At 59.6% G+C, this 22,673-nt stretch carries 18 protein-coding genes; 8 read left to right on the top strand and 10 right to left on the bottom strand.

Annotation, left to right across the window (positions count from 1 at the left end; translation table 11 throughout):
- Nucleotides 1-55 precede the first annotated feature (55 nt).
- The 3 genes from guaA to NF78_RS09900 form a co-directional block, all read right to left on the bottom strand.
- Complete coding sequence (gene guaA, locus NF78_RS09910) at nt 56-1,603, bottom strand: glutamine-hydrolyzing GMP synthase (protein WP_081972711.1); 1,548 nt, start codon at nt 1,601-1,603, stop codon at nt 56-58.
- A 347-nt stretch (nt 1,604-1,950) separates the two neighbouring features.
- Complete coding sequence (gene cbiD, locus NF78_RS09905; protein WP_035985976.1) at nt 1,951-3,078, bottom strand: cobalt-precorrin-5B (C(1))-methyltransferase CbiD; 1,128 nt, start codon at nt 3,076-3,078, stop codon at nt 1,951-1,953.
- 19 nt (nt 3,079-3,097) lie between these two features.
- Nucleotides 3,098-4,090, bottom strand: a complete 993-nt coding sequence (locus NF78_RS09900) for a hypothetical protein (RefSeq protein WP_035985975.1) — start codon at nt 4,088-4,090, stop codon at nt 3,098-3,100.
- A gap of 50 nt (nt 4,091-4,140) precedes the next feature.
- Here NF78_RS09900 and NF78_RS09895 point away from each other — a divergent pair, with 50 nt between their 5' ends.
- Together NF78_RS09895 and NF78_RS31050 are read left to right on the top strand one after the other, a co-directional pair.
- Complete coding sequence (locus tag NF78_RS09895; protein ID WP_035985974.1) at nt 4,141-4,704, top strand: hypothetical protein; 564 nt, start codon at nt 4,141-4,143, stop codon at nt 4,702-4,704.
- Between the two features lie 491 nt (nt 4,705-5,195).
- Nucleotides 5,196-7,157, top strand: coding sequence for an inverse autotransporter beta domain-containing protein (locus tag NF78_RS31050; RefSeq protein ID WP_156119717.1), 1,962 nt, complete (start codon nt 5,196-5,198; stop codon nt 7,155-7,157).
- A gap of 42 nt (nt 7,158-7,199) precedes the next feature.
- Here the strand turns inward: NF78_RS31050 and NF78_RS09890 are convergent, their stop codons facing one another.
- From NF78_RS09890 to NF78_RS09875, 4 genes are all read right to left on the bottom strand, one after another.
- Nucleotides 7,200-8,543 (bottom strand): TldD/PmbA family protein, encoded by a 1,344-nt coding sequence (locus NF78_RS09890; RefSeq protein WP_035985973.1) that lies wholly within the window; start codon nt 8,541-8,543, stop codon nt 7,200-7,202.
- A gap of 186 nt (nt 8,544-8,729) precedes the next feature.
- Complete coding sequence (locus NF78_RS09885; RefSeq protein ID WP_035985972.1) at nt 8,730-9,026, bottom strand: BrnA antitoxin family protein; 297 nt, start codon at nt 9,024-9,026, stop codon at nt 8,730-8,732.
- 1 nt (nt 9,027) lies between these two features.
- Nucleotides 9,028-9,267, bottom strand: a complete 240-nt coding sequence (locus NF78_RS09880) for a BrnT family toxin (RefSeq protein ID WP_052050067.1) — start codon at nt 9,265-9,267, stop codon at nt 9,028-9,030.
- Nucleotides 9,268-9,295: 28 nt separating this feature from the next.
- The gene (locus NF78_RS09875) at nt 9,296-10,780 is read right to left on the bottom strand and encodes a TldD/PmbA family protein (RefSeq protein ID WP_035985971.1); all 1,485 of its coding nucleotides are present in this window, start codon (nt 10,778-10,780) and stop codon (nt 9,296-9,298) included.
- 567 nt (nt 10,781-11,347) lie between these two features.
- Between NF78_RS09875 and NF78_RS09870 the strand changes: the two genes are divergently transcribed.
- Nucleotides 11,348-11,722, top strand: a complete 375-nt coding sequence (locus NF78_RS09870) for a response regulator (RefSeq protein WP_072016036.1) — start codon at nt 11,348-11,350, stop codon at nt 11,720-11,722.
- Between the two features lie 73 nt (nt 11,723-11,795).
- Here NF78_RS09870 and NF78_RS09865 read toward each other — a convergent pair whose 3' ends face one another.
- Complete coding sequence (locus NF78_RS09865) at nt 11,796-12,191, bottom strand: DUF2294 domain-containing protein (RefSeq protein ID WP_035985970.1); 396 nt, start codon at nt 12,189-12,191, stop codon at nt 11,796-11,798.
- Between the two features lie 242 nt (nt 12,192-12,433).
- On the bottom strand, nt 12,434-13,150 hold the full coding sequence (locus tag NF78_RS09860; RefSeq protein WP_035985969.1) for a response regulator: 717 nt from the start codon (nt 13,148-13,150) through the stop codon (nt 12,434-12,436).
- 250 nt (nt 13,151-13,400) lie between these two features.
- Between NF78_RS09860 and NF78_RS28150 the strand changes: the two genes are divergently transcribed.
- The 4 genes from NF78_RS28150 (at nt 13,401) to NF78_RS09840 (ending at nt 18,711) form a co-directional block, all read left to right on the top strand.
- Nucleotides 13,401-15,548 carry a PAS domain-containing sensor histidine kinase gene (locus NF78_RS28150; RefSeq protein WP_052050065.1) on the top strand — a complete coding sequence of 716 codons (2,148 nt, stop codon included), beginning with the start codon at nt 13,401-13,403 and terminating at the stop codon, nt 15,546-15,548.
- A 133-nt stretch (nt 15,549-15,681) separates the two neighbouring features.
- A complete protein-coding gene (locus NF78_RS09850) occupies nt 15,682-16,278 on the top strand; it encodes a CPBP family intramembrane glutamic endopeptidase (protein WP_035985968.1) in 597 nt (198 codons plus the stop codon).
- 286 nt (nt 16,279-16,564) lie between these two features.
- Nucleotides 16,565-18,259, top strand: coding sequence for a SulP family inorganic anion transporter (locus tag NF78_RS09845; protein WP_035985967.1), 1,695 nt, complete (start codon nt 16,565-16,567; stop codon nt 18,257-18,259).
- 167 nt (nt 18,260-18,426) lie between these two features.
- A complete protein-coding gene (locus tag NF78_RS09840; RefSeq protein WP_035985966.1) occupies nt 18,427-18,711 on the top strand; it encodes a hypothetical protein in 285 nt (94 codons plus the stop codon).
- Between the two features lie 14 nt (nt 18,712-18,725).
- Here NF78_RS09840 and NF78_RS09835 read toward each other — a convergent pair whose 3' ends face one another.
- Nucleotides 18,726-19,673 carry a histone deacetylase gene (locus tag NF78_RS09835; RefSeq protein ID WP_081972568.1) on the bottom strand — a complete coding sequence of 316 codons (948 nt, stop codon included), beginning with the start codon at nt 19,671-19,673 and terminating at the stop codon, nt 18,726-18,728.
- A gap of 247 nt (nt 19,674-19,920) precedes the next feature.
- On the opposite strand from NF78_RS09835, the gene gyrA reads away from it, so the two are divergent.
- Nucleotides 19,921-22,536, top strand: a complete 2,616-nt coding sequence (gene gyrA, locus NF78_RS09830; RefSeq protein WP_052050063.1) for a DNA gyrase subunit A — start codon at nt 19,921-19,923, stop codon at nt 22,534-22,536.
- The last annotated feature ends 137 nt before the right edge of the window (nt 22,537-22,673 follow it).

Here is a 22,673-nt window from a genome sequence, read left to right as displayed (position 1 = left end):
TTTATTTTATTTTGAGGACGGCTTGTGTCTTGAGCCAGCGTTCCGCAGCTAAGCTCTATTCCCACTCAATGGTGCCAGGTGGCTTGGAGGTAATGTCGTAGACCACCCTGTTGACGCCATCGACTTCGTTGACGATGCGGTTTGAGATCGTCTCTAGCAGGTCGTAGGGCACCCGCGACCAGTCGGCGGTCATGCCGTCTTCGCTGCTGACCAGGCGCAGCACGATGGGGTAGGCGTAGGTGCGCTGATCGCCCATCACGCCCACGCTGCGCACGGGCAGCAGCACCGCAAAGGCCTGCCAGAAGTCGTGGTACATACCCTGTTTGGCAATTTCGTCCCGCACTACAAAATCCGCATTGCGCAGAATTTCTAGCCGCTCCTCGGTGATTTCACCAATGATGCGAATGGCCAGGCCGGGGCCGGGGAAGGGCTGACGGCGGACAATCTCCTCGGGCAGGCCGATGGAGCGGCCCACCTTGCGCACTTCGTCTTTGAACAACTTGCGCAGGGGCTCCACCAGCTTGAACTGGAGGTCTTTGGGTAGGCCGCCGACGTTGTGGTGGCTCTTGATCTTCACCGCTACCCGCTCCCCAGTCTTGGGATCGACATTGGTGTCGGCGGACTCGATCACGTCGGGGTAGAGGGTGCCCTGGGCCAGGTAGTCGAAGGGGCCGAGGCGCTTGGACTCTTCCTCAAAGACGCGAATGAACTCGTGGCCGATGCGCTTGCGCTTTTCTTCGGGATCGGTGATGCCCTCGACCTTGGCCAGGAAGCGATCGCGGGCCTTGATATGAATCACCGGAATATGGAACTGCTCGGCAAACAGCTTCACCAGCCGCTCGGGCTCGTCCTTGCGCATAAAGCCCTGGTCGATGAACATACAGGTGAGCTGATCGCCGATCGCCTGGTGTAGCAAAAAGGCCAGGGTCGAGGAGTCTACGCCGCCGGAGAGGGCCAGCAGCACCCGCTTGTCGCCCACCCGCGCCCGCACCTCGCGAATGGCGTCTTCTACAAAGGCTTCGGTGGTCCAGGTGGGCTGGCACTCGCAGATGTGGTAGACAAAGTTGCGAATTAGGGCAATGCCTCCCTTGGAATGCACCACCTCAGGGTGAAACTGCACGCCGTAGAGCTTGCGCACGTGGTCAGCGACGGCGGCGCAGGGGGTGTTGTGGGTGTGGGCCAGCACCTCAAAGCCCTCGGGTAGGCGAGTCACCGAGTCGCCGTGGCTCATCCACATGGTGGTGGCCTCTTCCACGTTGGTGAGCAGGTCAGTGGGGTCGTCGATGAAGAGGTCGGCCTTGCCGTACTCGCCCCGCTCGGCCCGCTCCACCTGGCCGCCCAGCTGCTGAACCATCAGCTGCATGCCATAGCATACCCCCAGGACCGGAATCCCCAGCTCCCAGATGGCCGGGTCGCAGTGGGGGGCACCGTTGTCGTAGACCGAGTTGGGGCCGCCCGAAAGAATAATGCCCTTGGGGTTGAGCTGCTTGAGCTGCTCGGCGGTGGTGCGGTAAGAGAGCACCTCGGAGTACACCTCGGTCTCGCGGATGCGGCGGGCGATCAGCTCAGAGTACTGAGAGCCAAAGTCGAGGATGACGAGCATTTGGCGGTTGACCTCTGGCAGGGAATCTTCGCCAAGGTGGGCGGTGGGTTCGGTTTGAAGGGTCACGGGTTAAATCCTGAAGGTGATGGGCTCGGGGCATTAAACGCTAAACGAAAGAGCCTCAGCCTGGGGCCGAGGAGAGCAGGAAGAAGCCAGCGGTTCAGGGCGTTGGGATGGCCTTGATTGGTCGTTTGGCGGTCCTGGAGGAGGCTGATCAACGTCCAAATTCAGCCGTTCTGCAAGCGAGTAGCAATCGGTCGATGGAAAAACAGGGGTGTGGCCCTGGGGCAGCAGACGGAGGAGGTTGTATGCGGATGTTATGGACGTTTGATAAAAAGATATTCCTTCTAGTCTACCAAAACTTGATGGAACAGTACTTCAGCTAGTTGACTGCGGGCTACCACCTGGCGCTTGCGATCGAATACTATCGTCCCCACCGTCAGGGGCTGGGCCATGTGGGCGTGGACATAGGCGGCGGCCCGCTCGTCAATGCGATCGACCATATGCTGATAGACCCGATGGCTGAGGGATTCATCCGTTTGACGCAGAATCCCTAGCCCTGCCTCAACGGTTTTGGCCGCCAGAACGGACTGAATGACGGGCAACTCCGCCCCTACCGCCGCACAGCAGGCCGCCAGAATTTCCTGCCGTCCATCGGCGACGTGGTGGTGGGTGTGAAAAATGCCCCCGGCCAGCTTGACCAGCTTGCCGTGGTACCCCAGCAGGAGAACGCCAGCTAAGCCTAGCTGCCCCGCCTCGACCAGCATGGGCCCCAGCCAGTTGGCGGTTTTGACCCGGCGATCGCGATCGATCCCCAGCTTCACCGCCAGGTCCAGCCCGTTTTCGCCCAGGCAAAACACCAGGTGGCGGTACCGGCTGGCCTTGTCCCGCAAGATTTCGCGGGACTCGTCGAGCTGACCGGGGGCACTGAGGGGGGCCGAAATGCCCGAGGTGCCCAGCAGGGACAGCCCATCGACGACCCCAAAGGCCGCGTTGGAGGTGCGATCGCCCAGCGCGCGGCCCTGCGGCAAAATAATCGTCACCCGCAGGGTTTGGCCCTGGGGGACCAGCGGCCTCAGGTTGTGGACCATGACCTCCCTGGCGTAGCGGTAGATCGCTGGCGCACCCTCCTGGTCGATCTGGCGGCCAATGCCCTCGCCGCCGTCAATGTGGATAGGCTCTGGCTGGTCACCGCTGCCCCAGGCCACCACTGACCAGATCGGGGTGTGGCGGGTGAGGTCGAGGTTGTCGCCAGGGTCGCTGTGGGTGATCGCCAGCACGGAGCCATCGGGCAGCGGGGCCAGCTGAGCAATGGGAATGTCGGCGGGTTGGGGTGGGTTGAGCAGATCCAGGGTGACAGATTGGGGGCGATCGCCTGGGTTGAGCAGGTGCCGCAGGGCGGCGATCGCCCCGGCACAGGCAAACACCGGCAGGGTGTAGCCGGGACGCGGTGGTATGGATACGCCTTCTACCATCTATTTATCTAGCCCGATGCTATCTAAACTGATCCCAAACCGGCAGAGCTTTGACTGTTTCTACGGTCAGATCTACGTAGGTGACGGTTTCCGCCTCGCCCTCCACCGGATCTTCGCCAAAGTAGCCGCGATCGCCGTCGTGTTCGTGGGGGCCGCTGGCGATCGGCAGGTATCGCCCCGATCGCCGCGCTCGGTTAAAGGGCGACCCCCAGGCCCACCGCCAGCGCGACGGAAACAGCGCCGAGCCCACATTGTCGACCCAGTCCCCCTCGCCGTGGAGGTGGTAGACCTGCCCGGCCGCATCAAATCCCTCCTGCCCATCAAATACTCCGCCCACGGAGATCACCGTAATCGCCACCGGTAGCCACTGCTTCAGGTAGGGGGCTGCCCCCAGGGCCACCTGGGCACCGCCGCTGGTGCCCACCATTACGAGCTGAATGGGTGGATCGGCCTCCAGGTTGATGGCGGCGGCGGCGGTCATCCGCTCTGCGATCGCCGCCGCTGTGCCCCGGTTGTAGGCCTGGCCATAGCGGTTGTCGGCGGACAGCGCTATGCGCCACAGGTTGCGCGCCTGCAAGACCATGCGGGCGGGGTTGTCGCTAGTGCCAATGTCTTCGCTGACCTGCCAGAGCCAGCGAAAGAAGGGCTGCCCTCCTACATCGTCACTGGCGGCGGAGTAGGGAAACACATCCCGCACCACCACACAGTTTGGTACGGCGGCCTCCATCTCGTCTAAAAAGACCGCTTCGCCGTCGGCCAGGGCTGCGTCTGAGACATCGCCAACGCCGGTCAAAAAGACCAGGTAGCAGGGGGGGCCTGGGTCGCTGGTCACGGCGTCGTCGGCCAGGTCGGGTCGCTCGTCGGCCAGGCCGTTGCCATCCTGCAGCCACCAGGACAGGGTGCTAATCGGGGCGATCGTACCCCAGGCCAGAAAAAACAACCCCAGGGCCGTGAGCAGCTTGCTGGTGTCGCCTACCGCCCGCGCCGCCAGGTTAGACAAGAGAGTTTTCATGGTGGACCACCCCGGGGGTAGACTGGGCCAGGTAATCTAGATTACATCCCATGGCTCAGCGGCATTCTATCAGGTGGCTGCGGCAGGTTTTGCTCGACGCCCTCACCCTCAACCGAAATTTCTATGAGCACAGCCATCGCTACCCCGCCGCCAAACGCTATGCCCAGGGGATTGTGGCCCTGGCGGCAGTCTCCCACGGGCTGGGCAGCGGCCTGATCCTGCTGCTCTACCAGCCCTCGCTTCTGCAGCTTGGCCTTGGGGTACTGATCAACATTGCCAGCGTGGTCGCCGGGTATTACCTGTGGACCTACGCCATTTGGAAGCTCGACACCTACGTCAACCCGCCAGTGCCGCCCTACCGGGAACTGTTGATCCCAGTCGGGTTTGCCTACACGCCCCAAATTCTCAACCTGCTAACGGTGATCCCCCTGTTCGGCCGACCGATCACCCTGGCTCTGGCCGGGTGGACGCTGCTGGGGGCGATCGCCGCCGTGCGGGCCGGGCTCAATATCGACCTGTTTAGGGCGACCCTGCTGGCCGGGGTGGGCTTTACCCTGGTGCAGGTCGGCGTTGGACTGGTGCAGGAGGGCGTCCAGAACTGGGTTGTATCTTAACCAAGTTTAAGACGTTGTTGATTCCAGGTGTGAGGTCGTCCCTTGAACCTGAAGCTTTACCCTGCAATTTGCTTTTTACTCCTTTCTCTAAATCGACAGCCCGCTAAGCTAAACAGGGATGCCAGGGAAATCAATTTATTGTAAACATCTCTGTATCCATTAGAACGTTTTGAAACAGGATTTTCGGACAGCTAGTTGTACCAGTTTTTTCGATCTGATCTATTTAGTCAAATGTCTCATAAGTCAACACTCCGGACAGTTTTTGAGAGTCAACGGTAGCATACGGGTTTCAGCCCGCTTCCACAGTGGCTTAGTCAACGAGAAATCAAGGGTCTCAGAGATCGCTTGAAAAAGTGTCCGGACTATTGGTAAACGAGCAAGCACCGCGTTCGGCAAAAATGCCCAACACATTCCCGACCTTGTGATTCTGTAATCCTTTCTGGGAATTTTCATAACTAGTGCCATGTTTGCTTATCACAAAGGCCCCAGCCATGAAGATTTATCAAGTATTTGCCCTGGCTCTGTCAGTAAATCTAACGGTACCCCAGCTAGCCAAAGCGTTAGAAAGTCAATTGCCCGCTAGTGTTCCAGGCGTTGGACAAAAATTATCTCAAGTTGTAGATAGGGATTTAGAGAGTATTGCCGACGCTGAGCAGACTCTTACACCCAGCGTAGGACAAGCCCCCACGTCAGCTCTCGAAGCTCAAACCGTGGACACTCCCTCCATTGAGACCTTAGCCTCTCCCCCCACAATAAGGGGACGCTTTAACCTCGGGCATAATAGCTCAAGCGCTGGTGCCGATGGACTAACGCAATTTGGCGGGTTTGTACCCCTTTGGCAAGTTCCTGGTCACAATGTTGTTTTTCTAGAAGGCAGTCTCTTGCTGCAAAATAGCGGCAACCTGGGAGGCAATGCCGTGCTGGGCTATCGGCAACAACTGCCTGAGCAAAACCGCACGGTGGGAGGCTATGTTGCATTTGATAACCGCAACACCGGGCAAGCCTCCTTCAACCAACTGGGATTCGGGGTGGAAACGTTGGGCGAAACTTGGGATTTACGTCTTAATGCTTATCTACCGGTTGGCACCGCTCGTCAACTTATAGAGAGTCAAACTAGTACCTTAGGAGCGATGAGCGGGACGGCTAGATTTCAGGGTAATTCTCTATTTTTTGACACTGCTTTACAAAATCAGGTGACTAATACCTATCAGGCTGCCCTTGGAGGGATGGATATAGAAGTCGGGGGACGACTGCTACAGTTTGCCAATGGTGGTGATTTACGGGGATATATCAGTCCTTACTATCTCAGTGGCCCTGGAGTAAGCGGCACCTTTGGTATTAGAGGTCGACTCTCGGCGCAGCCAAGTCCAGGCCTAGAGCTAGGAATGGGCGTCCAGCACGACGAAGTCTTTGGTACTAACTTGCTAGGAAGCGTACGATTAAGTCTGCCGGGCGGGCCGGGCCGTAGCGCAGCATCTCCAGAAGAACAACAGGTTGCCCGTCTTGGTGCTCCCTTAGAAAGGTCATCCACCATCAAAGTGGACGTGCAAAATGAAGTGCTGGATAGTCAACTTATACAAGGAGAACCAATTCTGGCCCTCAACCCCGCTACAGGGCAACCATGGTTCTTCATTCATGTGGTCGGCGATGGCAATGGAGACGGCAGCATTGAAAGCCCCTTAGGTAACCTTTCTAATGCGGTTGCCGTCGCTCAGCCAGACGGTAATCACATTATTTATGTACGTGTAGGGAATGTGGCTTATCAGGGCAACTTGACTGTTCCTGACAATGTACGGCTGTGGTCAACTGGGCCTCAGCAACAGCTTGACATCGCAGGTTTGGGTTCAGTGAACTTACCAGAGTCTGGTGCTGGGGCGCTACCTGTGGTACTGGGGGAGTTAATCCCAGGCAATAGCTCTCAGGTCTTTGGATTTGTGGAGTTGATACCACTGGGTAATGTCACATTAAACGGGGCTATCCCAGCTTCTGATGCAAACTTAAGTAACCTGCAAGCACAACTCTCCAACAACGGTCAGCCTGTAAGTGCGTTAGAAACCTTTCTAGAGCTAGCGCCCGGCGAATTGAATGGCTTAGGGTTAGGCACAGTCACCCAAGGGTCAGCTCTAAAAATTCGCATAACGGCCCCTGTAGAAAGTACGGCAGCCTTTGGGTGGAACTTCTTAACGAGTGAAAGTACGCCTGAAGGATTTTACAACGACTTTTCCTTTGTTTCTGTTAGTGGCAATGCTCTGCAATCTCTAGCAGACACCAATTTTGGCACATTTACGCCTACCTCGGTTCCAGGCTTCAACGAAGAAACAGGGTCACAAACATTTTCCTTTGGAAGTAACTACCCCAATGGATTGACATTTAGCATTGGCGTTGTAGATGTTGGTGACACTAGTGTTCGGTCAGGGTTACTCCTTAATCAGACAAGCCCTGGATCTCCCTAAGTCGTCACCTATTTTACTGTCTTCCTAAGCAGAATCGAGTCGCTAACCCTCTCCCGTAATCGATAGGGCATCGACCCAGACGCGCGGGCACAAGCCGCCGGGGGTCACCTCCACCTCCGGTTCCACATGCACGATCGCCTTGAGCAGGTCGCAGAAGTCGCCCGCTACCGTAGCCGACTCCACGCTGGTGCGGGTTCCCCCATTCACCAGCCAGCCATCGAAGGGCAGCGAGAAGGAGCCTTGCAGCGCGTTCACCCCGGCGTGGAGCGCCTGCAGGTCGTCGATAAAAATCACGTTCTCGGCGTTCTCCAGGCTGAACTCGGCGCTGGCCTCGGCCCCCGGCAGTACGTGGTAGTAGCTGGGGCTGACCGACACCTTCGCGCCAATGCTGGCGTGGCCTGTAGGGCTGGTGCCCATGCGCTTGGCGGTACCGGCACTGTGCAAAAACTGGGTCAGCACGCCCTGCTCAATAATCGGCACCCGACGGGTGGGCGTGCCCTCGCCGTCAAAGGTTTCGGCGCTGACGTTTTCGGGGTGTAGCGCATCGTCGTACACCGACAGCAGGGGCGAGGCCACCACCTTGCCCAGGGAATCCGCCGTGGACAGGCTGCGGTTGTCCAGCACGCTCTGGGCGTTGTACATATTCGAGAACGCCCCCAGCAAGCTTAAAAACGCCTCGCCTGAGAACACGACCCGGTACTTGCCCGAGGCCACCTTGTTGTAGTCGAGGTGGCTGATGGTTTTCTCGGCGGCTTCTTTCAGGCAGCCCTCAATGTCGAGCAGAGGCAGGCCCCGATTCACCCGCATCGCCCCAGCAGAGCGGGGTTTGCGGCCCTCCTGCTCGGTTTTACTGTACAGGTACAGCGAGGCGTAGGAGCGGGCCTCGTGGCGCAGGGCTCCAGCGCTGTTGAGGTAAAAGCGATCGATGCTGCGCTGTGCCAGACCGTTGTAGGGCACGCTGGCGATTGCCGGATGCGCCCCCAGCAGCTGCTTCTCTACATCTACCAGGGTCGAAATCAAGTCGCCCACTGGGGCCGGGGGCACTGTCTCCACCTGCACGTCGGCAGTGGGGGCCACCGACTCAGGGCTAAAGTCGGGGATGTGGTCACTGACACCAAAGGCGCTGGCTTCCTGGGCGGTTTGCAGGGCCAGATCCATACCCAGGGGGTCGACATCGCTGGTGGAGGTCACCCCCACCTTGCCGTCCGGGTTCCACACCCGCACGATCACGCTGGAGCGATTCGAGGCCTTGACCTGCTTCGGGTCGCCCTTGTCAACCTGCACGCTGGTTTCGTCTACGGAAGACCCGTAGACGTCGTATTTGGAAATACCGAGTTTCTTGGCGCTAGATTCCGCGTAGGCGGCAATGTCTTGAATTGTAGGCATGGGGATGGATGATTAGGAGTGGAAGGGTGGAAGGGTGGATGGGCGAAGAAGTAAAAGGGTTAGGTGGTGGGTTGCTACAGGCGGCGAATCAACTTGTCGTACTCAGCATGGGTTGCCATCCAATTGTTCAAGATCGATGTCAACACCTGGACTGTCCTGGGCTGTCAATACTGAAACAAACGAGGTTTAAAGGGGACTAGTATTGGGACTGCTCCCGTCATGGTTTCTGCCTTCAATGTAATGGCGCAAGACGGAGTTAATTAGGGCTTTGTATTCACCGCCTTGAGCCTGAAACCACGACAACACCTCAGGCTCAATTTTGACGAGCTGACGCGCCTGGGCAGCAGGAACTCTCAGAGTAGCCTTCTCAAAAAACTCCTCTGTCAGGGGCGGAATATCGGAGTAATCAATTCCTTCATCATCTAGTGCCTCCAACGCTGCCCAGTTAGTACGCGAGATATTGCTCAAGTCTTTGCCGCTCATATCAATTTGCCCTTCGTGCTGAGATAATTCGAATCACGTCATTTTGCCGTTCTGTCCAAACCACAACAACTACACCGTTGCCAAGAAAGCCAATGCCGAACCAGCGATCTTCGCCATAATCAAACCGATCGTCTGGTTCAACTAGCATTGGCCCTTCAAACACGTCAGGGATGTCGGCAAAATCAATCTCGTGCTTGCGAATATTGTCTAAGTTCTTCGCCTCATCCCACTCGAACTGCATGAGAACCGATTGCCTACTCCTAACCTCCCTAACGACCGCCGACGGTGATTGAGTCCACCTTCAGGTGGGGCTGGCCGACAGTAACGTAGATGCTGCCGCTGATCGAGCCGCAGAAGCCCGCCGCCAGATCCAGGTCATTGGAGCACATGGAGATTTTGTCCATGATTTCGGTGGCTTCGCCAATTAGGGTGGCGCCCTTGAGCGGTTTGGTCACCTGGCCGTTTTCAATCAGGTAGGCTTCGGAGACGGCAAAGTTGAACTGACCGGTGGGACCAACGCTGCCGCCGCCCATCTGCTTGCAGTAGATGCCTTTTTCCACTGAGGCAAACAGCTCGTCCAGCGAGTAGTCGCCGGGGGCGATGTAGGTATTGCGCATGCGGCTGGCGGCGGCGTAGGTAAAGCTCTGGCGGCGCCCACTGCCCGTGCGGGGGTGGCCCGTGCGCATGGAACCAGCGCGATCGCTCAAAAAGTTTTTCAGCACGCCGTTCTCGATCAGCAGGGTGCGCTGGGCGGGCATCCCCTCGTCGTCCATATCGATAGTGCCGAAGGCGTCGGGGGAAATCCCCTCATCCCAGGCGGTGAGGTTTTCGTGGGCGATCTTCTGGCCCTTCTTGTCGATAAAGGGGGTGGTGCCCCGCTCGATCTGGGTGGTCTCCAGCAGGTGGCCGCAGGCTTCGTGGAAAATCACGCCGCCAAACTTGTTGGCCATGATCACGGGGTAGGTGCCCGACTCCACGTAGTCGGCATAGAGCATTTTGCCCGCCGACTCGGCCACATCCGCCGAGGCCGAGCGAAAGTCCCAATTGCGCAGAAAGGCCGGGTCACTGGTGTCCCCTGCCCGCTGGCCAATGGATGAGCGGTGCTCGCCGTCGGCGCACAGCAGGTTGTAGCCCACCGACTGGGTGAGGCGAATATCGCGGGCAAAGGTGCCGTCGCTGGCGGCCACCAGCACCTCCTGCCAGTCGCGGAAGTAGACGGCGCGGCGCGACTGCACGTGGCTGGCATCTTGGGCCAGGGCGGCATTGGCGGCCAGCAGCACGTCGCCCATTTCCTGCATCGAACTGCACTGGGCCAGCCAGTCGTCTTTGCCCTTGGCGGTGGCGTAGTCGCGCAACAGCTCCAGGTTGATTTCGGCCAGGTTGGCGTGGGGGCCGGGCAGGGACAGCCCCATGATCGCCAGCGCCTTGTCGAGGGCGGCCTTAAGCCCATTGAAAGTGAGGTCGTTGGTGCTGACGTAGCAGTCGGCCTTGCCCACAAACACCCGCACCCCGGCCCCGGTCACCAGGCGCGGCGAGAGGCTAGTGATGGCATCGTCTTCGGCCTGGCAGCTGATGTAGTTGTTGCGCTCTAGAAAAAACTCGACAAAGTCGGCCCCGGCAGAGCGGCCCAGGCCCAGCAGGCTAGATAGGGTGGCCTCCCAGGCGGCATCGAAGCGATCGCGGGGGGTAGAATAGTCGCGCTGGAGCAGGTCGTTGGTTTTGATCAAAGGAGTCGGTAAGGGTGCAACCGTCATGCCAAAGAATCCTTGTGGGGTGAGGGGAAATGCCAGTAGGACTTCCCCAGTCTAACAAACCCGGCCCAGGAAACCCGGCCCAGCAAACCGATGGGCATACGGTAAAACCCAACACAGCCACAATCGACCCTTGCCCCTGATACTTGTGGACAGATGAGCCAGGCTGGGTCAAAGGTGAATTTGTACGCCGCTGACTTACCTTTGGTTCTCTAACGGTATCTCTATCCCCCTAGAGAAATTAAAGAACGTTACTGTAATTCAGCCTCCACGGTCTATCTGAGAGGAGGCTGTGTTAGGATGTGTAAAACAAAAGATTAAGCAAAAATAAAGAAACCTTGCTTTTTCTTAGCTCTGCTCAACGTTGCTTGCCCCTTCCAGGCCACGGTCACAGTAGACCTGAACTTCGAAGCCAATCCTTTCACGTGCTCTTTAGACCACGGGCGGAGTGCCTACCAGCGGGCCACATATAGCGGTGGCTTGTACCCCGTGATCTCAACATGGAGGACTCTTCCTGTGGTTGTGCAAAATTCAGCCTCCTTTCCCTTAGCTGTTCGCCCCCAGGCTCCGATGGTGCTCGTAGTTGATGATGATGAGGACAGTCTCACGCTCATGGCCTACATTCTTGAGCAACTGTCCTGTGAAACCTGCTTCGTGGCCGATGGTCTTGCCGCTCTAATGGCCGCTCGCCAGCATCGCCCAAACTTGATTTTGTCGGATATTCACTTGCCCCAGGTGGATGGTTACGGCCTGATTCAACAACTCCGGGCCGATGCCCAGACCCAGGCCATTCCGGTGGTAGCGGTGACGGCCCTGGCCGGGCAGGAAAATCGCGATCGCATTCTCAGCGCTGGGTTCGATGGCTACATCAGTAAACCCTTTCTGATCCAACCCCTGGAGCATTTGATCAACCAGTTTATTGGTGTCCCCCAGGTAGCTGTTTAGCCCCGTCCCTTCTCACCTCGCCTGTACCTATAAAAAAGGCCGATCGTCACCAGGTGACGATCGGCCTTTCTCGTTACGCCTCCTTAGCCGCAGCGCGGACCTCCGGCGGTTCGGACAGAATAATTACTATACTGGTGCGCCCGGTGGTCAGGGTCGCATCGGTCAAAATATCGATCACCTGGCGATCGAGAATGGACTCCACCATTTCGATAATCTGGGGCCGGAGGGCCGTTGCCAGGTCACTCCTTACCTGTTCCGCCAGGTCCGTCTGTCCCTCGTCTAACAAGAGTTGCTCAGGTTTGGTGACCGAATCTTCGATGACAAATAGCAGCTTTTCTTCCAGAAGTTGGCAGGTAATTTTACCCGGGGTGTGATTGAGGTTTTCGCGGTACAACCGCTGGAACCGCTGAGTCAGCCTACGCTGAAGCTGACCCAGTGTCGGTAACAGAGCAGAGGGGGTGGTATCCATAGGGGTGCTTCGGAATTTGACAACCGAGCCTAAGTCTTCAAATCTTGAGAGTTATGAACGGTTGTGAAATTATTTAACCACGACTCCAGGGAACGCAGCGAACTAAAATTTGAGCAGCCCTAGGAGATGTTATCCATAGCCTTTAATTGCCCCCTCAGGTATTGCAGCCCCTAGCCTGCCTGTTGGGTCGGGCGTGGCAAGGCTGGATATACCGGGCTTTTGGCCAGAACTGACGACACACCCTAGGTCACCAGGCCCGAACGCAGCGCCCGCACGGCGGCCTTGGTGCGATCGTCCACCCCCAGCTTGTTGAGAATGCTGCGTACGTGGGTTTTGACCGTGCCCACGGTGATGTAGGAGCGCTCCGCAATCTCGGCGTTGCTGCACCCGCCGACAATCAGCTCGAGAATTTCTAGCTCGCGCTCCGTCAGCGGATACGATTCTAAGATTTGCTCAAACTCAGGCTCTACAGCCTCAATGGAGACGGTGCGGTTGGCGGCGGCCAGCGTCCCAGCGGGGGTTTTGCGCACCTGGCGCAGCACGACGCTGGCCACAGCGGGGTCAATCCAGGAGTTGCCCTCATTGGTCTCCCGCACGGCCACAATCAGGTCGTCGAGTTCGGTCTGCTTCATGCAGTAGGAGTCAGCCCCGGCCGCAAAGGCGGCCATTACGGCGGCTTCGCTGTCGTGCATGGTCAGCATCAGGACACGGGTGGGAGACTCGTCGAGGTCGCCCTGGGACTGGCGCAACCGCTCCACCAGTTCAATGCCGTCAATGTCGGGCAGGCCGATGTCGACAATGGCAATGTCTGGGTGCTCGGTTTCAAGCAAGCTGAGGCCGCGAGCCCCGTTGGCGGCTTCGCCGACTACGGTCATCCCAGGTACCCGCTGTAGAGCGGCCTTGAGGCCTAGGCGCGTGAGGTCGTGATCTTCAATGAGTACAATGCGAATATCTGTCATAGGTAGCCCCCTATGTGAGGCATTAAGAAAAGAGGCATTAAAAAAACCGGCGGGCCATCTATCGCCCGAAGTGAATTGATTATGCGTCAACCTACAGGGTCTAGCACGTATCCTCAGGCTGACCTAGCGTGCCTCCAGCCTCTATCTGAGGATAGACTCTACGCTACTTATGGTCATGATATGCCAAGAGGGTGGACAACGCGCTGACTCTCTTAGCGGTCAAATCCCTCCCTTTAGATAAGGTGGTGCCATGGTTGAATACTGGCAGTCTCTGCTGTCGGGGCCGTTTATTCCCCACGGGCACTGCTACCTGTGGCGGCCTGGTCTGGTGTGGCTCCATCTTTTGTCAGACGCCCTGGTGGCGCTGTCCTACTGGATGATTGCCGGGGCGCTGGTGTACTTCGTCCAGCGACGGCCCGACGTACCCTTCAAGCCCCTGTTCTGGCTATTTGCCATCTTCATTGGTGCCTGCGGCACCACTCACCTCTTTGAGGTGTGGACGCTGTGGTTCCCGACCTACTGGATATCTGGTGGGATGAAGGCGGTGACAGCGCTGGTGTCGCTCTACACGGCCCTGGAGCTTGTCCCCCGGGTGCCGATGGCCCTGGCGCTACCCAACCTGACCCAGCTGATGGACATGAACCAGGCGCTGCAGAGCGAGATTAGCGATCGCACGCAGGCCGAAACCAGCCTGCGGGCCGCCGAACAGGAGGTCAGGCAGCTCAACCAGACCCTGGAGGACCGGGTGCAGCGCCGCACCGCTCAGCTGGAGGAGGCCAAGCAGCAGATTGAGGCGTTGCTGGAGCAGGAACGGCGCGATCGCACCACCCTGCAGCAGGCCAAAGACGACCTGCAGGATACCGCCGAGCGCCTCAATCTGGCCCTCAGCGCCGCCCAGATGGGCACCTGGGACTGGCAGCTCGACAGCGGCACCCAGATCTGGTCGCCCCAGACCGAGCGGATTCTGGGGCTTGAACCGGGCACCATGCCTCATAGGGCTGAGGTCTGGGCGGAGCGGGTGCACTCCGATGACCTGCCCACCATAGAGGCGATACTCCAGGAGGCGATCGCCACCCAATCCGAGTTTGCGGGGCAGTACCGGCTGCGCTGGCCCAACGACACCTGGCATTGGGTCAGCGCCTACGGGCGGGTAGTAGATGTCAAAGACGGGCGCAGCCAGCGCATGGTCGGGGTAGTGCAGGACATCACCGCCGCCAAGCAGGCCGAGCTTGACCTGCGGGCCAGTGAACGGCGGTTTCGAGCGGTGTTTGAGCAGGCCGCCGTGGGGATGGCACGGCTCAACTGGCAGGGGGAGTGGATACAGGTCAACCAAAAGTTTTGCGATATTTTGGGCTACCAGCCCGAAGAAATTATTAATCGTTCCTTCCAGTCCATGACCTACGAGGGCGACAGGGTTAAGGACGAGTACTACTACCATCAGCTGCTCACCGAGCACACCCCCTGCCAGTTTGAAAAGCGCTACCTGCGCAAAGACGGTACCCCTCTGTGGACCCTGGTGACCGCCTCCGTCGAAAGTGATGACACCGATCGCCCCTCAGCGTTTATTGCCATCGTTGAAGACATTGAGGACCGCAAGGCCGCCCGCGAAGAGCTCATGCGCCGAGCCGATGAAATGGCCAACACCAACCTGGTCCTGGCCCACACCACCGCCATGCTGGAGCAGCGCAATGCCGAACTCGACCAGTTTGCCTACGTCGCCTCCCACGACCTCAAGGCTCCCCTGCGCGCCATCTCCAACCTGGCCGACTGGCTGGGCGAAGACCTGGGCACCCAGCTGCCCCCCGAAAACCGCCACCAGCTCCAGCTGCTGCGCAGCCGGGTAGAACGGATGGAATCGCTGATCAATGGGCTATTGGAATACTCGCGGGTGGGCCGCCGCCAGCGCAGCATCGTCGCGGTAGACCTCAATCAGCTCCTGAGCAATGTGGTCGATTCGCTGGCCCCGCCACGGTCATTTGTGGTAGATATTCCCGCGGCCCTGCCCACCATCTACAGCTACAAAACGGCCCTGGGCCAGGTGTTTGCCAACCTGATCAACAACGCTATCAAACACCACGATCGCGACCAGGGGAGCGTGCGTATCTCCTGGCAAGACCAGGGCCAGTGGATTGAGTTTGCCGTGGCTGACGATGGCCCCGGCATTGCCCCCCAGTACCACGACAAAATTTTCACCATTTTTCAGACCCTTAAGGCCCGCGACGACTTTGAAAGCACCGGGGTGGGCCTGGCAGTGGTCAAAAAAATTGTCGAAGCCGAAGGGGGCCGCGTCTGGCTGGCTTCCAGCGTCGGTGAGGGCACCACCTTCTACTTCACCTGGCCGTTCACCAAGCAGCCCCCCACCCCGGCCCCGCCGGACCTGGCCAGCCATGCGATCTAATCTTCGGCCTAAATTAGGGCGGTGGAGGTTAGGGCAGTGGAGGGCGATCTGTTGGGTTGGGCGGCAGACTCGCTAAGATAGCAATGCCCTCTGCCCTTGCCCCGTTGCCATTCCCTCCTTCACCGGTGCCCCTGTGACCCAGCCGCCCCCCAGCCCCGATCCCCAGATTGAGCCCCTGACCCGCATGCAGGTGCTGGCGGCGATGGGGGTCACAGCGGTGGTGCTACTGCTGATCTCGAAAGCATGGCTCTACTTTGAGCCTGCGGGGCTGCTCCCCCTGCGCCTGTCTCTCCAGGATGGCCTGATGGGACTGGGGCTGGGCCTGGGTATCACCCTGGCCAGTGGCCTTATCTACCGGCTGTGGCCGGCTTACCGCTACAGCGCAGATACTTACCTGACCATGGTGCTACAGCCTCTGCAGTGGCCCGACCTGATCTGGCTGGGCCTGTTGCCGGGCCTGAGCGAGGAACTGCTGTTTCGCGGCGTCATGCTGCCCGCCATCGGGCTCAACAGCCTGGGGATTGTGGTGTCGGCGGCCAGTTTTGGGGTGCTGCACCTGAGCAGCTTAAATCAGTGGACCTACGTGGTGTGGGCGACAGCCATTGGGCTGGTGCTGGCGATCGCGGCGGTGTTGACCGGCAACCTGCTGGTGCCCATCGTCGCCCACACGGTAACGAATCTGGCCTCTAGCGTGGTGTGGAAGCTGCGTCAGCAGAGCAAGCCGGCATGATCAGGGGTTGCGGTTGCATGGCTATACGCCATTGCGCCGCCCCAGTTTTTGCCTCTGGAAGAGGCCAATCTCCTAAGCGCAATGGCCATCGCTATACCACTAGCTGCAACCCGTTCCGGCCGTAGCCCAACCCTGCAACCCCTGAGCCCTGAATCGTCACCAGGGTTGGCAAACCTGAGTTCTAAACCTGGTCTAACAATTTCTGGACTACTGGAACAGACGGTCTAAACTACCCTCACGACTGTTCTCCCCAGAGAACGAATAGCACCTAGGGGCTTTGATCGCGATGGCAATACCGTTGATAAACACCATTGGCTTCCGCCACTGGCGAGGAGATGTTTTTGGCGGGGTGACGGCGGCCATTGTGGCGTTGCCCCTGGCGCTGGCCTTTGGGGTGGCCTCGGGAGCGGGGGCGATCGCGGGTCTGTACGGAGCCATCTTTACCGGCTTTTTCGCGGCGCTGTTTGGCGGCACTCCCACCCAGGTGTCTGGCCCCACTGGCCCCATGACGGTGGTGATCACCACCGTGATTGCCGCGCTGGTGGCCCGCTACCCCGACACTGGCCTGGCGATGGCCTTTACGGTGGTAATGCTGGGCGGCGTGCTGCAAATTCTGTTTGGGCTGATGCGCCTGGGGCAATACATCACCCTGCTGCCCTACACGGTGATCTCAGGCTTTATGTCGGGCATTGGGGTGATCATTGTGCTGCTGCAGCTGCCGCCGCTGCTGGGCCATGCCGCTACGGGGGGAGTGGTTGACACCCTGCAAGACCTGCCCGGCTTTGTGCGTCAGCCCAACTGGGTGGCCCTGGGGCTGGGGCTATTGACCCTGGTGATTGTGTTTGCCATCCCGCGCCGGTTGAACCGCATTCTGCCTGCGCCCCTGGTGGCCCTGGTGGGGGCTACGGTGGTGTCGGTGGTGGTGTTTGGCCAAGCCGATCTGCCGCGGATTGGAGACATTCCCTCGGGGCTGCCCACCCTGCGGCTGCCCACCTTTAGCCTGCGCGAACTAGACGACATGCTGCGCTACGGCATCATGCTGGCGGTCCTGGGGGCGATCGACTCGCTGCTGACCTCGCTGGTGGCCGACAGCATTTCCCAAACCCAGCACGACTCTGACAAAGAGCTGATTGGCCAGGGCATTGCCAACGTGATCTCAGGGTTGTTCGGCGGTTTACCGGGGGCCGGCGCGACCATGCGAACGGTGGTCAACGTGCAGGCCGGGGGACGGACGCCGCTGTCGGGGTTGATTCACGCGCTGGTGTTGCTGCTGGTGCTGCTGGGGGCGGGGCCGCTGACGGCGCAGATTCCGAACGCGGTGCTGGCGGGGATTTTGCTCAAGGTGGGCATTGACATTCTGGACTGGGGCTTTATCAAGCGTGCCCCCAAAATTTCCCTCAAGGGCACCGGCATTATGTATATGGTGCTGTTTTTGACGGTGTTTATTGACCTGATTACGGCGGTACTGGTGGGAGCCTTTGTGGCCAACATGCTGACGATCAAGCGGCTGAGCGATGTGCAGAGTTCCCGGATTAAAACCATTACCGAGGATACCGAAGACAGTAACCTGACCGCCGCTGAGCAAGCCATTCTCACCCGCTCTGAGGGAGATATTCTGCTGTTTCAGCTGGGAGGACCGATGAGCTTTGGGGCGGCCAAGAGCATTTCGCGCCGCCTGTCGTTTGTCAGGGATTACCAGGCGCTGGTGCTCGACCTGGGCGAAGTGCCGACCATTGGGGTGACGGCGGCGCTGGCGATCGAGTCGATTGTGCAGGATTCGATCAGGCGCGATCGCACCGTGTGGATTGTGGTCAAGCCCGGCCAGGTCAGGAGCCGCCTCAAGACCCTCGACCTGCAGCGCTTTGTGCAAAACCGCAAACGCACCGAAGGCAGCGCTCCGCCAGCGATTCATTTGATCGAAAATCGCCACCAGGCTCTGACCTCTGCTCTAGCCCTGATCCAGCCCAAGGTGGCGGTTTAGAGGGTAGGACATGGCTGAGCAGATTCAGCCTCTACCGCTGAGTGGCTATCGCCATCGCCAAAACATTGGGCATTTTGTAGCCTTGTAAGGCGATGCCTATACGCCATTGCGTGCTTCTACATCAAGTAAGGGATAATAGGTATCATGCCCAAGGCGTTCCACTGGCCATGACTACTACCAACGACCGATTAGATCGCATAGAAGCTACGCTTGAGAAGCTGGCAGAGGATCTGACTCAGATGCGCAGCGAGCAGGCTGAAATGCGCAGCGAGCAGGCTGAGATACGTAGGGCGCAAGCCCAAATGAGCAATGACCAGGATCGCGGTCGGAAGTGGGAAGATCGCACCTGGGATGTGGTGAAGTGGGTCGGCGGCATCTCTGCTGGGTTGTCGATCAGTGCCGCTGTCGCTCTAGTTGGGCTGATCGTTCGCCTGGGGCTCAACAATCAGTAGCGATAGGAGCGCCGCTAAACGCCTAAGCGAGCGGCAATCGTGGCCAGTACCGACTGACTCAGCGCCTCATAGTCGTAGCCGCCTTCGAGGCCGAAGAGGATTTTATCGGTAACGGTCAGGCATTGCTGGGTAAACAGGCCGTAGTCCTTGGGGTGCAGGTTGATGTTGGCCAGGGGGTCGGCGGCGTTGGCGTCGTACCCGGCGCTGACAATCAGCAGATCGGGACTGAAGGCCTTGAGAAAGGGAATCACCCGTTGCTCAAACTGCCCCTGGTAGTCGGCGCGGTTGCTGCCGGGAGCCATGGGCAGGTTCAGCACGTTGCCGTGAAAACCCGTTTCGCTGCTTTGGCCGGTGCCGGGGTAGGCGGGCGTTTGGTGCAGGGAGCAGTAGGCGATCGCAGCATTCCCCTCCACCAGAGCCTGGGTGCCGTTGCCGTGGTGCACATCCCAGTCGAGGATGGCGACGCGGTCGATGCCGGGTTGTTCGAGGGCGTAGTGGGCGGCGATCGCCGCGTTGGCGAATAAGCAAAAGCCCATGCCGCGATCGCGTACCGCGTGGTGCCCTGGGGGCCGGGCCAGCACGAAGACCGAATGCCCCGTTTCTAAAACATAATCAACCCCATCGAGCCAGGCGCTCACCGCTAGCCGCGCCACGGCGTAACTTTCCTCGGATACCACCGTATCGCCGTCAATGTGGCCGCCGCCGGTGTGGGCGATTTCCCGCAGGGCGGTGACGTAGCGGGGGTTGTGGAGCTGGGCAATCAGGGTGTCTACATCCGGTCGCTGCTTGAGTGGGGTGGGTTCGCGCCAGTCCAGGTGAGTGGCCCAGGGAGCCTGCTCCAGGGCCGCCACAATCGCCGTCAATCGCCCCGCATTTTCGGGATGAAAATGGCCCGTATCGTGGGTCAAAAATGCGGGCGAATAGATGACGGCAAAATCGGTCAGGTCAAGGGCGTGGTGCACAGCAAACTCAGGGGGTGTGAACTACTACAAATTAAGGATTCGTCTGGGGCAGTGAAAGGTAGCTAAATCAAGCTTCTCGCGCCCCTGGTTCTACCATAGCGCCCGCCGATTTGAACCGGGGAATTCGTGCTAAAATATAACTCACATGAGTCCGCAAAAAACATCGTGATCAAGCGCTATTCAGCACCGCTCGGTGCGAGGGTCTGACTAGCGCTTTGTTGTTCGCAAATTCGGAGTTTTTGAGCCTATGGCGACCCCAGAAGAGCGCATTGTCCCCACCGATCTGCGCGCCGAAATGCAAAGCTCCTACCTGGAATACGCCATGAGCGTCATTGTGGGTCGAGCGCTGCCAGATGCCAGGGACGGGCTCAAGCCGGTGCATCGCCGCATTCTCTACGCCATGCACGAGCTGGGGTTAGCCGCCGATCGCCCCTTCCGCAAGTGTGCCCGCGTGGTGGGGGAGGTGCTGGGTAAGTACCACCCCCACGGCGACACGGCGGTGTACGACGCCCTGGTGCGGATGGCCCAGGACTTTTCCATGCGATCGCCCCTGATCAACGGCCACGGCAACTTCGGCTCCATCGACAACGACCCCCCGGCGGCGATGCGATACACCGAGTGTCGCCTGCAATCGCTGACCAGCGACTCGCTGCTGCAAGACATCGAGTCTGAAACGGTCGATTTTGCCGACAACTTCGACGGCTCCCAGCAGGAGCCCGTAGTACTGCCCTCGCGGCTGCCCCAGCTCTTGCTCAACGGCTCCTCCGGCATTGCCGTAGGCATGGCCACCAACATTCCCCCCCACAACCCCGGCGAGCTGATCGACGGCGTGATCGCCCTGATCAACAACCCCGACATCACCACCGCCGAGCTGATGGAGATCATCCCCGGCCCCGACTTCCCCACCGGCGGGCAAATTTTGGGCCGCAACGGCATTCGCGACGCCTACCTGACCGGGCGCGGCTCGGTCACCATGCGCGGCGTCGCCACCATGGAGACCATCGAGCATCGGGGCCGCCCCGATCGCGAAGCCATCATCATCACCGAGCTGCCCTACCAGACCAACAAGGCGGGCATGATCGAGCGCATCGCCGAAATGGTGAACGAGCGCCGCCTGGAGGGCATTTCGGATATCCGCGACGAGAGCGATCGCGACGGCATGCGCATCGTCATCGAGCTAAAGCGCGACGCCTATCCCCGGGTGGTGCTCAACAACCTCTACAAACAGACGCCGCTGCAAAACAACTTCGGCGTCAACATGCTGGCCCTGGTCAACGGCGAACCACAGCTGCTCGGCCTCAAGCGCATGCTTGAGGTGTTTCTCGAGTTTCGCGAAGAGACCATTACCCGCCGCACCCAGTACGAGCTGCGCAAGGCCCAGGAGCGTGACCACATTCTCCAGGGCTACCTGATTGCCCTGGCCAACCTCGACGCCATCATCGCCCTGATTCGCGGAGCCGCCGACACCCCCGCCGCCAAGCAGGAGCTGATGGACACCTACGGCCTTTCCGAACTCCAGGCCGACGCCATTCTGCAAATGCAGCTGCGCCGCCTCACCGCCCTGGAGGCCGACAAGATCCAGAGAGAGCATGAGGAGCTGGTGGCCCAGATCGCCGACCTGCAAGACATCTTGGCCCGACGCGAGCGCATTCTCGACATCATCACCACCGAGCTGGGCGAGCTCAAGGCCCGGCACGACGACCCCCGTCGCACCGTGATCGAAATGGACGATGCGGAGCTCACCGACATTTCGCTGATCGCCAACGAGCAGGTGGTGATTCTGGTCACCGACCAGGGCTATATCAAACGCATGCCCGTGGCCACCTTTGAGGCCCAGAGCCGCGCCACTCGGGGCAAGGCCGGGGCCAAAATGAAGGAAGACGATGGCGTGCAGCACTTCATCACCTGCTACACCCACGACTACCTGCTGTTCTTCAGCGATCGCGGCGTCACCTACGCCCTGCGGGCCTACCAGATCGCCGAGGGCTCCCGCGCCTCGCGGGGGATGCCCCTCGTGCAGATGCTGCCCATCCCCAAGGAAGAGGCGATTACCTCGGTGCTGGCGGTGCGCGAGTTCACCGACGAGGAGTACCTGGTGATGCTGACCCAGGGCGGCTTCGTGAAGAAAACCGCCCTGTCGGCCTTCAGCAACATTCGCACCAACGGCCTGATCGCCATCTCCCTCGAAGAGGGCGACCAGCTCAAGTGGGTGCGCCTGGCCCGCAATACCGACAGCATTTTGATCGGCTCGCGGCGGGGCATGACCATTCACTTCAAAGCCAGTGATGAACAGCTCAGGCCCCTGGGGCGCCCCACTCGCGGGGTGCGGGCCATGGCCCTGCGCGACGGCGACGAGCTGATCAGCATGGACATTCTGCCCAGCCAGGTGGTGGAGGCGGTACAGGCCGCCGAAAATGATGACGATGACGATACCGTCACCAACGGCGAGGGCGGCCCCTGGGTGCTGGTGATCACAGCCTCGGGGCTGGGTAAGCGGGTGCCGGTGGCTAAGTTCCGTTTGCAAAACCGGGCCGGGATGGGGCTGCAATCGATCAAGTTCCGCAAGCGCGACGATGCCCTGGCGGCGCTGCTGGTGGTGGGCGAGGGCGACGAGCTGATGCTGGTGACTAACCGAGGCATCATCATTCGCCAGCGGGTTGGCGATATCTCGATTCAGTCGCGCCCGGCTACCGGGGTGCGGCTACAGCGTCTGGATGGGGAGGATGCGATCGCAGCCGTGGCCGTCGTACCCCCAGCCCTCCAGGTCGAAGGACTGGACGACGCCCCCGACGACAGAACCGTGGTGGATGTGATTGCGGTTGACCCCGAACTGGAAACCGACGGCTCGGCAGAGGAAGAGTAAACTTGCGGGGTTCTAAACGGCCGCCTCTCCTGGGGTAGGGGGAGGCGACTGAAAAGGGCAAAAACGGACGATCGGGCTGGCAGTTGGAAAAAATATAGGATCAGGCCAGCCCAGTGCCCATGCCACCGATCATCAAA

The sequence above is a fragment of the Leptolyngbya sp. KIOST-1 genome, from assembly GCF_000763385.1.
Lineage (GTDB): Bacteria > Cyanobacteriota > Cyanobacteriia > Phormidesmidales > Phormidesmidaceae > Nodosilinea.
This window is presented reverse-complemented; position numbering and strand designations above follow the sequence as displayed.

What these genes read in the sequence shown, in the direction of transcription:
- guaA (WP_081972711.1), bottom strand. Translation starts at nt 1,603, where the DNA reads ATGCTCGTCATCCTCGACTTTGGCTCTCAGTACTCTGAGCTGATCGCC.
- cbiD (WP_035985976.1), bottom strand. Translation starts at nt 3,078, where the DNA reads ATGGTAGAAGGCGTATCCATACCACCGCGTCCCGGCTACACCCTGCCG.
- NF78_RS09900 (WP_035985975.1), bottom strand. Translation starts at nt 4,090, where the DNA reads ATGAAAACTCTCTTGTCTAACCTGGCGGCGCGGGCGGTAGGCGACACC.
- NF78_RS09895 (WP_035985974.1), top strand. Translation starts at nt 4,141, where the DNA reads ATGGCTCAGCGGCATTCTATCAGGTGGCTGCGGCAGGTTTTGCTCGAC.
- NF78_RS31050 (WP_156119717.1), top strand. Translation starts at nt 5,196, where the DNA reads ATGAAGATTTATCAAGTATTTGCCCTGGCTCTGTCAGTAAATCTAACG.
- NF78_RS09890 (WP_035985973.1), bottom strand. Translation starts at nt 8,543, where the DNA reads ATGCCTACAATTCAAGACATTGCCGCCTACGCGGAATCTAGCGCCAAG.
- NF78_RS09885 (WP_035985972.1), bottom strand. Translation starts at nt 9,026, where the DNA reads ATGAGCGGCAAAGACTTGAGCAATATCTCGCGTACTAACTGGGCAGCG.
- NF78_RS09880 (WP_052050067.1), bottom strand. Translation starts at nt 9,267, where the DNA reads ATGCAGTTCGAGTGGGATGAGGCGAAGAACTTAGACAATATTCGCAAG.
- NF78_RS09875 (WP_035985971.1), bottom strand. Translation starts at nt 10,780, where the DNA reads ATGACGGTTGCACCCTTACCGACTCCTTTGATCAAAACCAACGACCTG.
- NF78_RS09870 (WP_072016036.1), top strand. Translation starts at nt 11,348, where the DNA reads ATGGTGCTCGTAGTTGATGATGATGAGGACAGTCTCACGCTCATGGCC.
- NF78_RS09865 (WP_035985970.1), bottom strand. Translation starts at nt 12,191, where the DNA reads ATGGATACCACCCCCTCTGCTCTGTTACCGACACTGGGTCAGCTTCAG.
- NF78_RS09860 (WP_035985969.1), bottom strand. Translation starts at nt 13,150, where the DNA reads ATGACAGATATTCGCATTGTACTCATTGAAGATCACGACCTCACGCGC.
- NF78_RS28150 (WP_052050065.1), top strand. Translation starts at nt 13,401, where the DNA reads ATGGTTGAATACTGGCAGTCTCTGCTGTCGGGGCCGTTTATTCCCCAC.
- NF78_RS09845 (WP_035985967.1), top strand. Translation starts at nt 16,565, where the DNA reads ATGGCAATACCGTTGATAAACACCATTGGCTTCCGCCACTGGCGAGGA.
- NF78_RS09840 (WP_035985966.1), top strand. Translation starts at nt 18,427, where the DNA reads ATGACTACTACCAACGACCGATTAGATCGCATAGAAGCTACGCTTGAG.
- gyrA (WP_052050063.1), top strand. Translation starts at nt 19,921, where the DNA reads ATGGCGACCCCAGAAGAGCGCATTGTCCCCACCGATCTGCGCGCCGAA.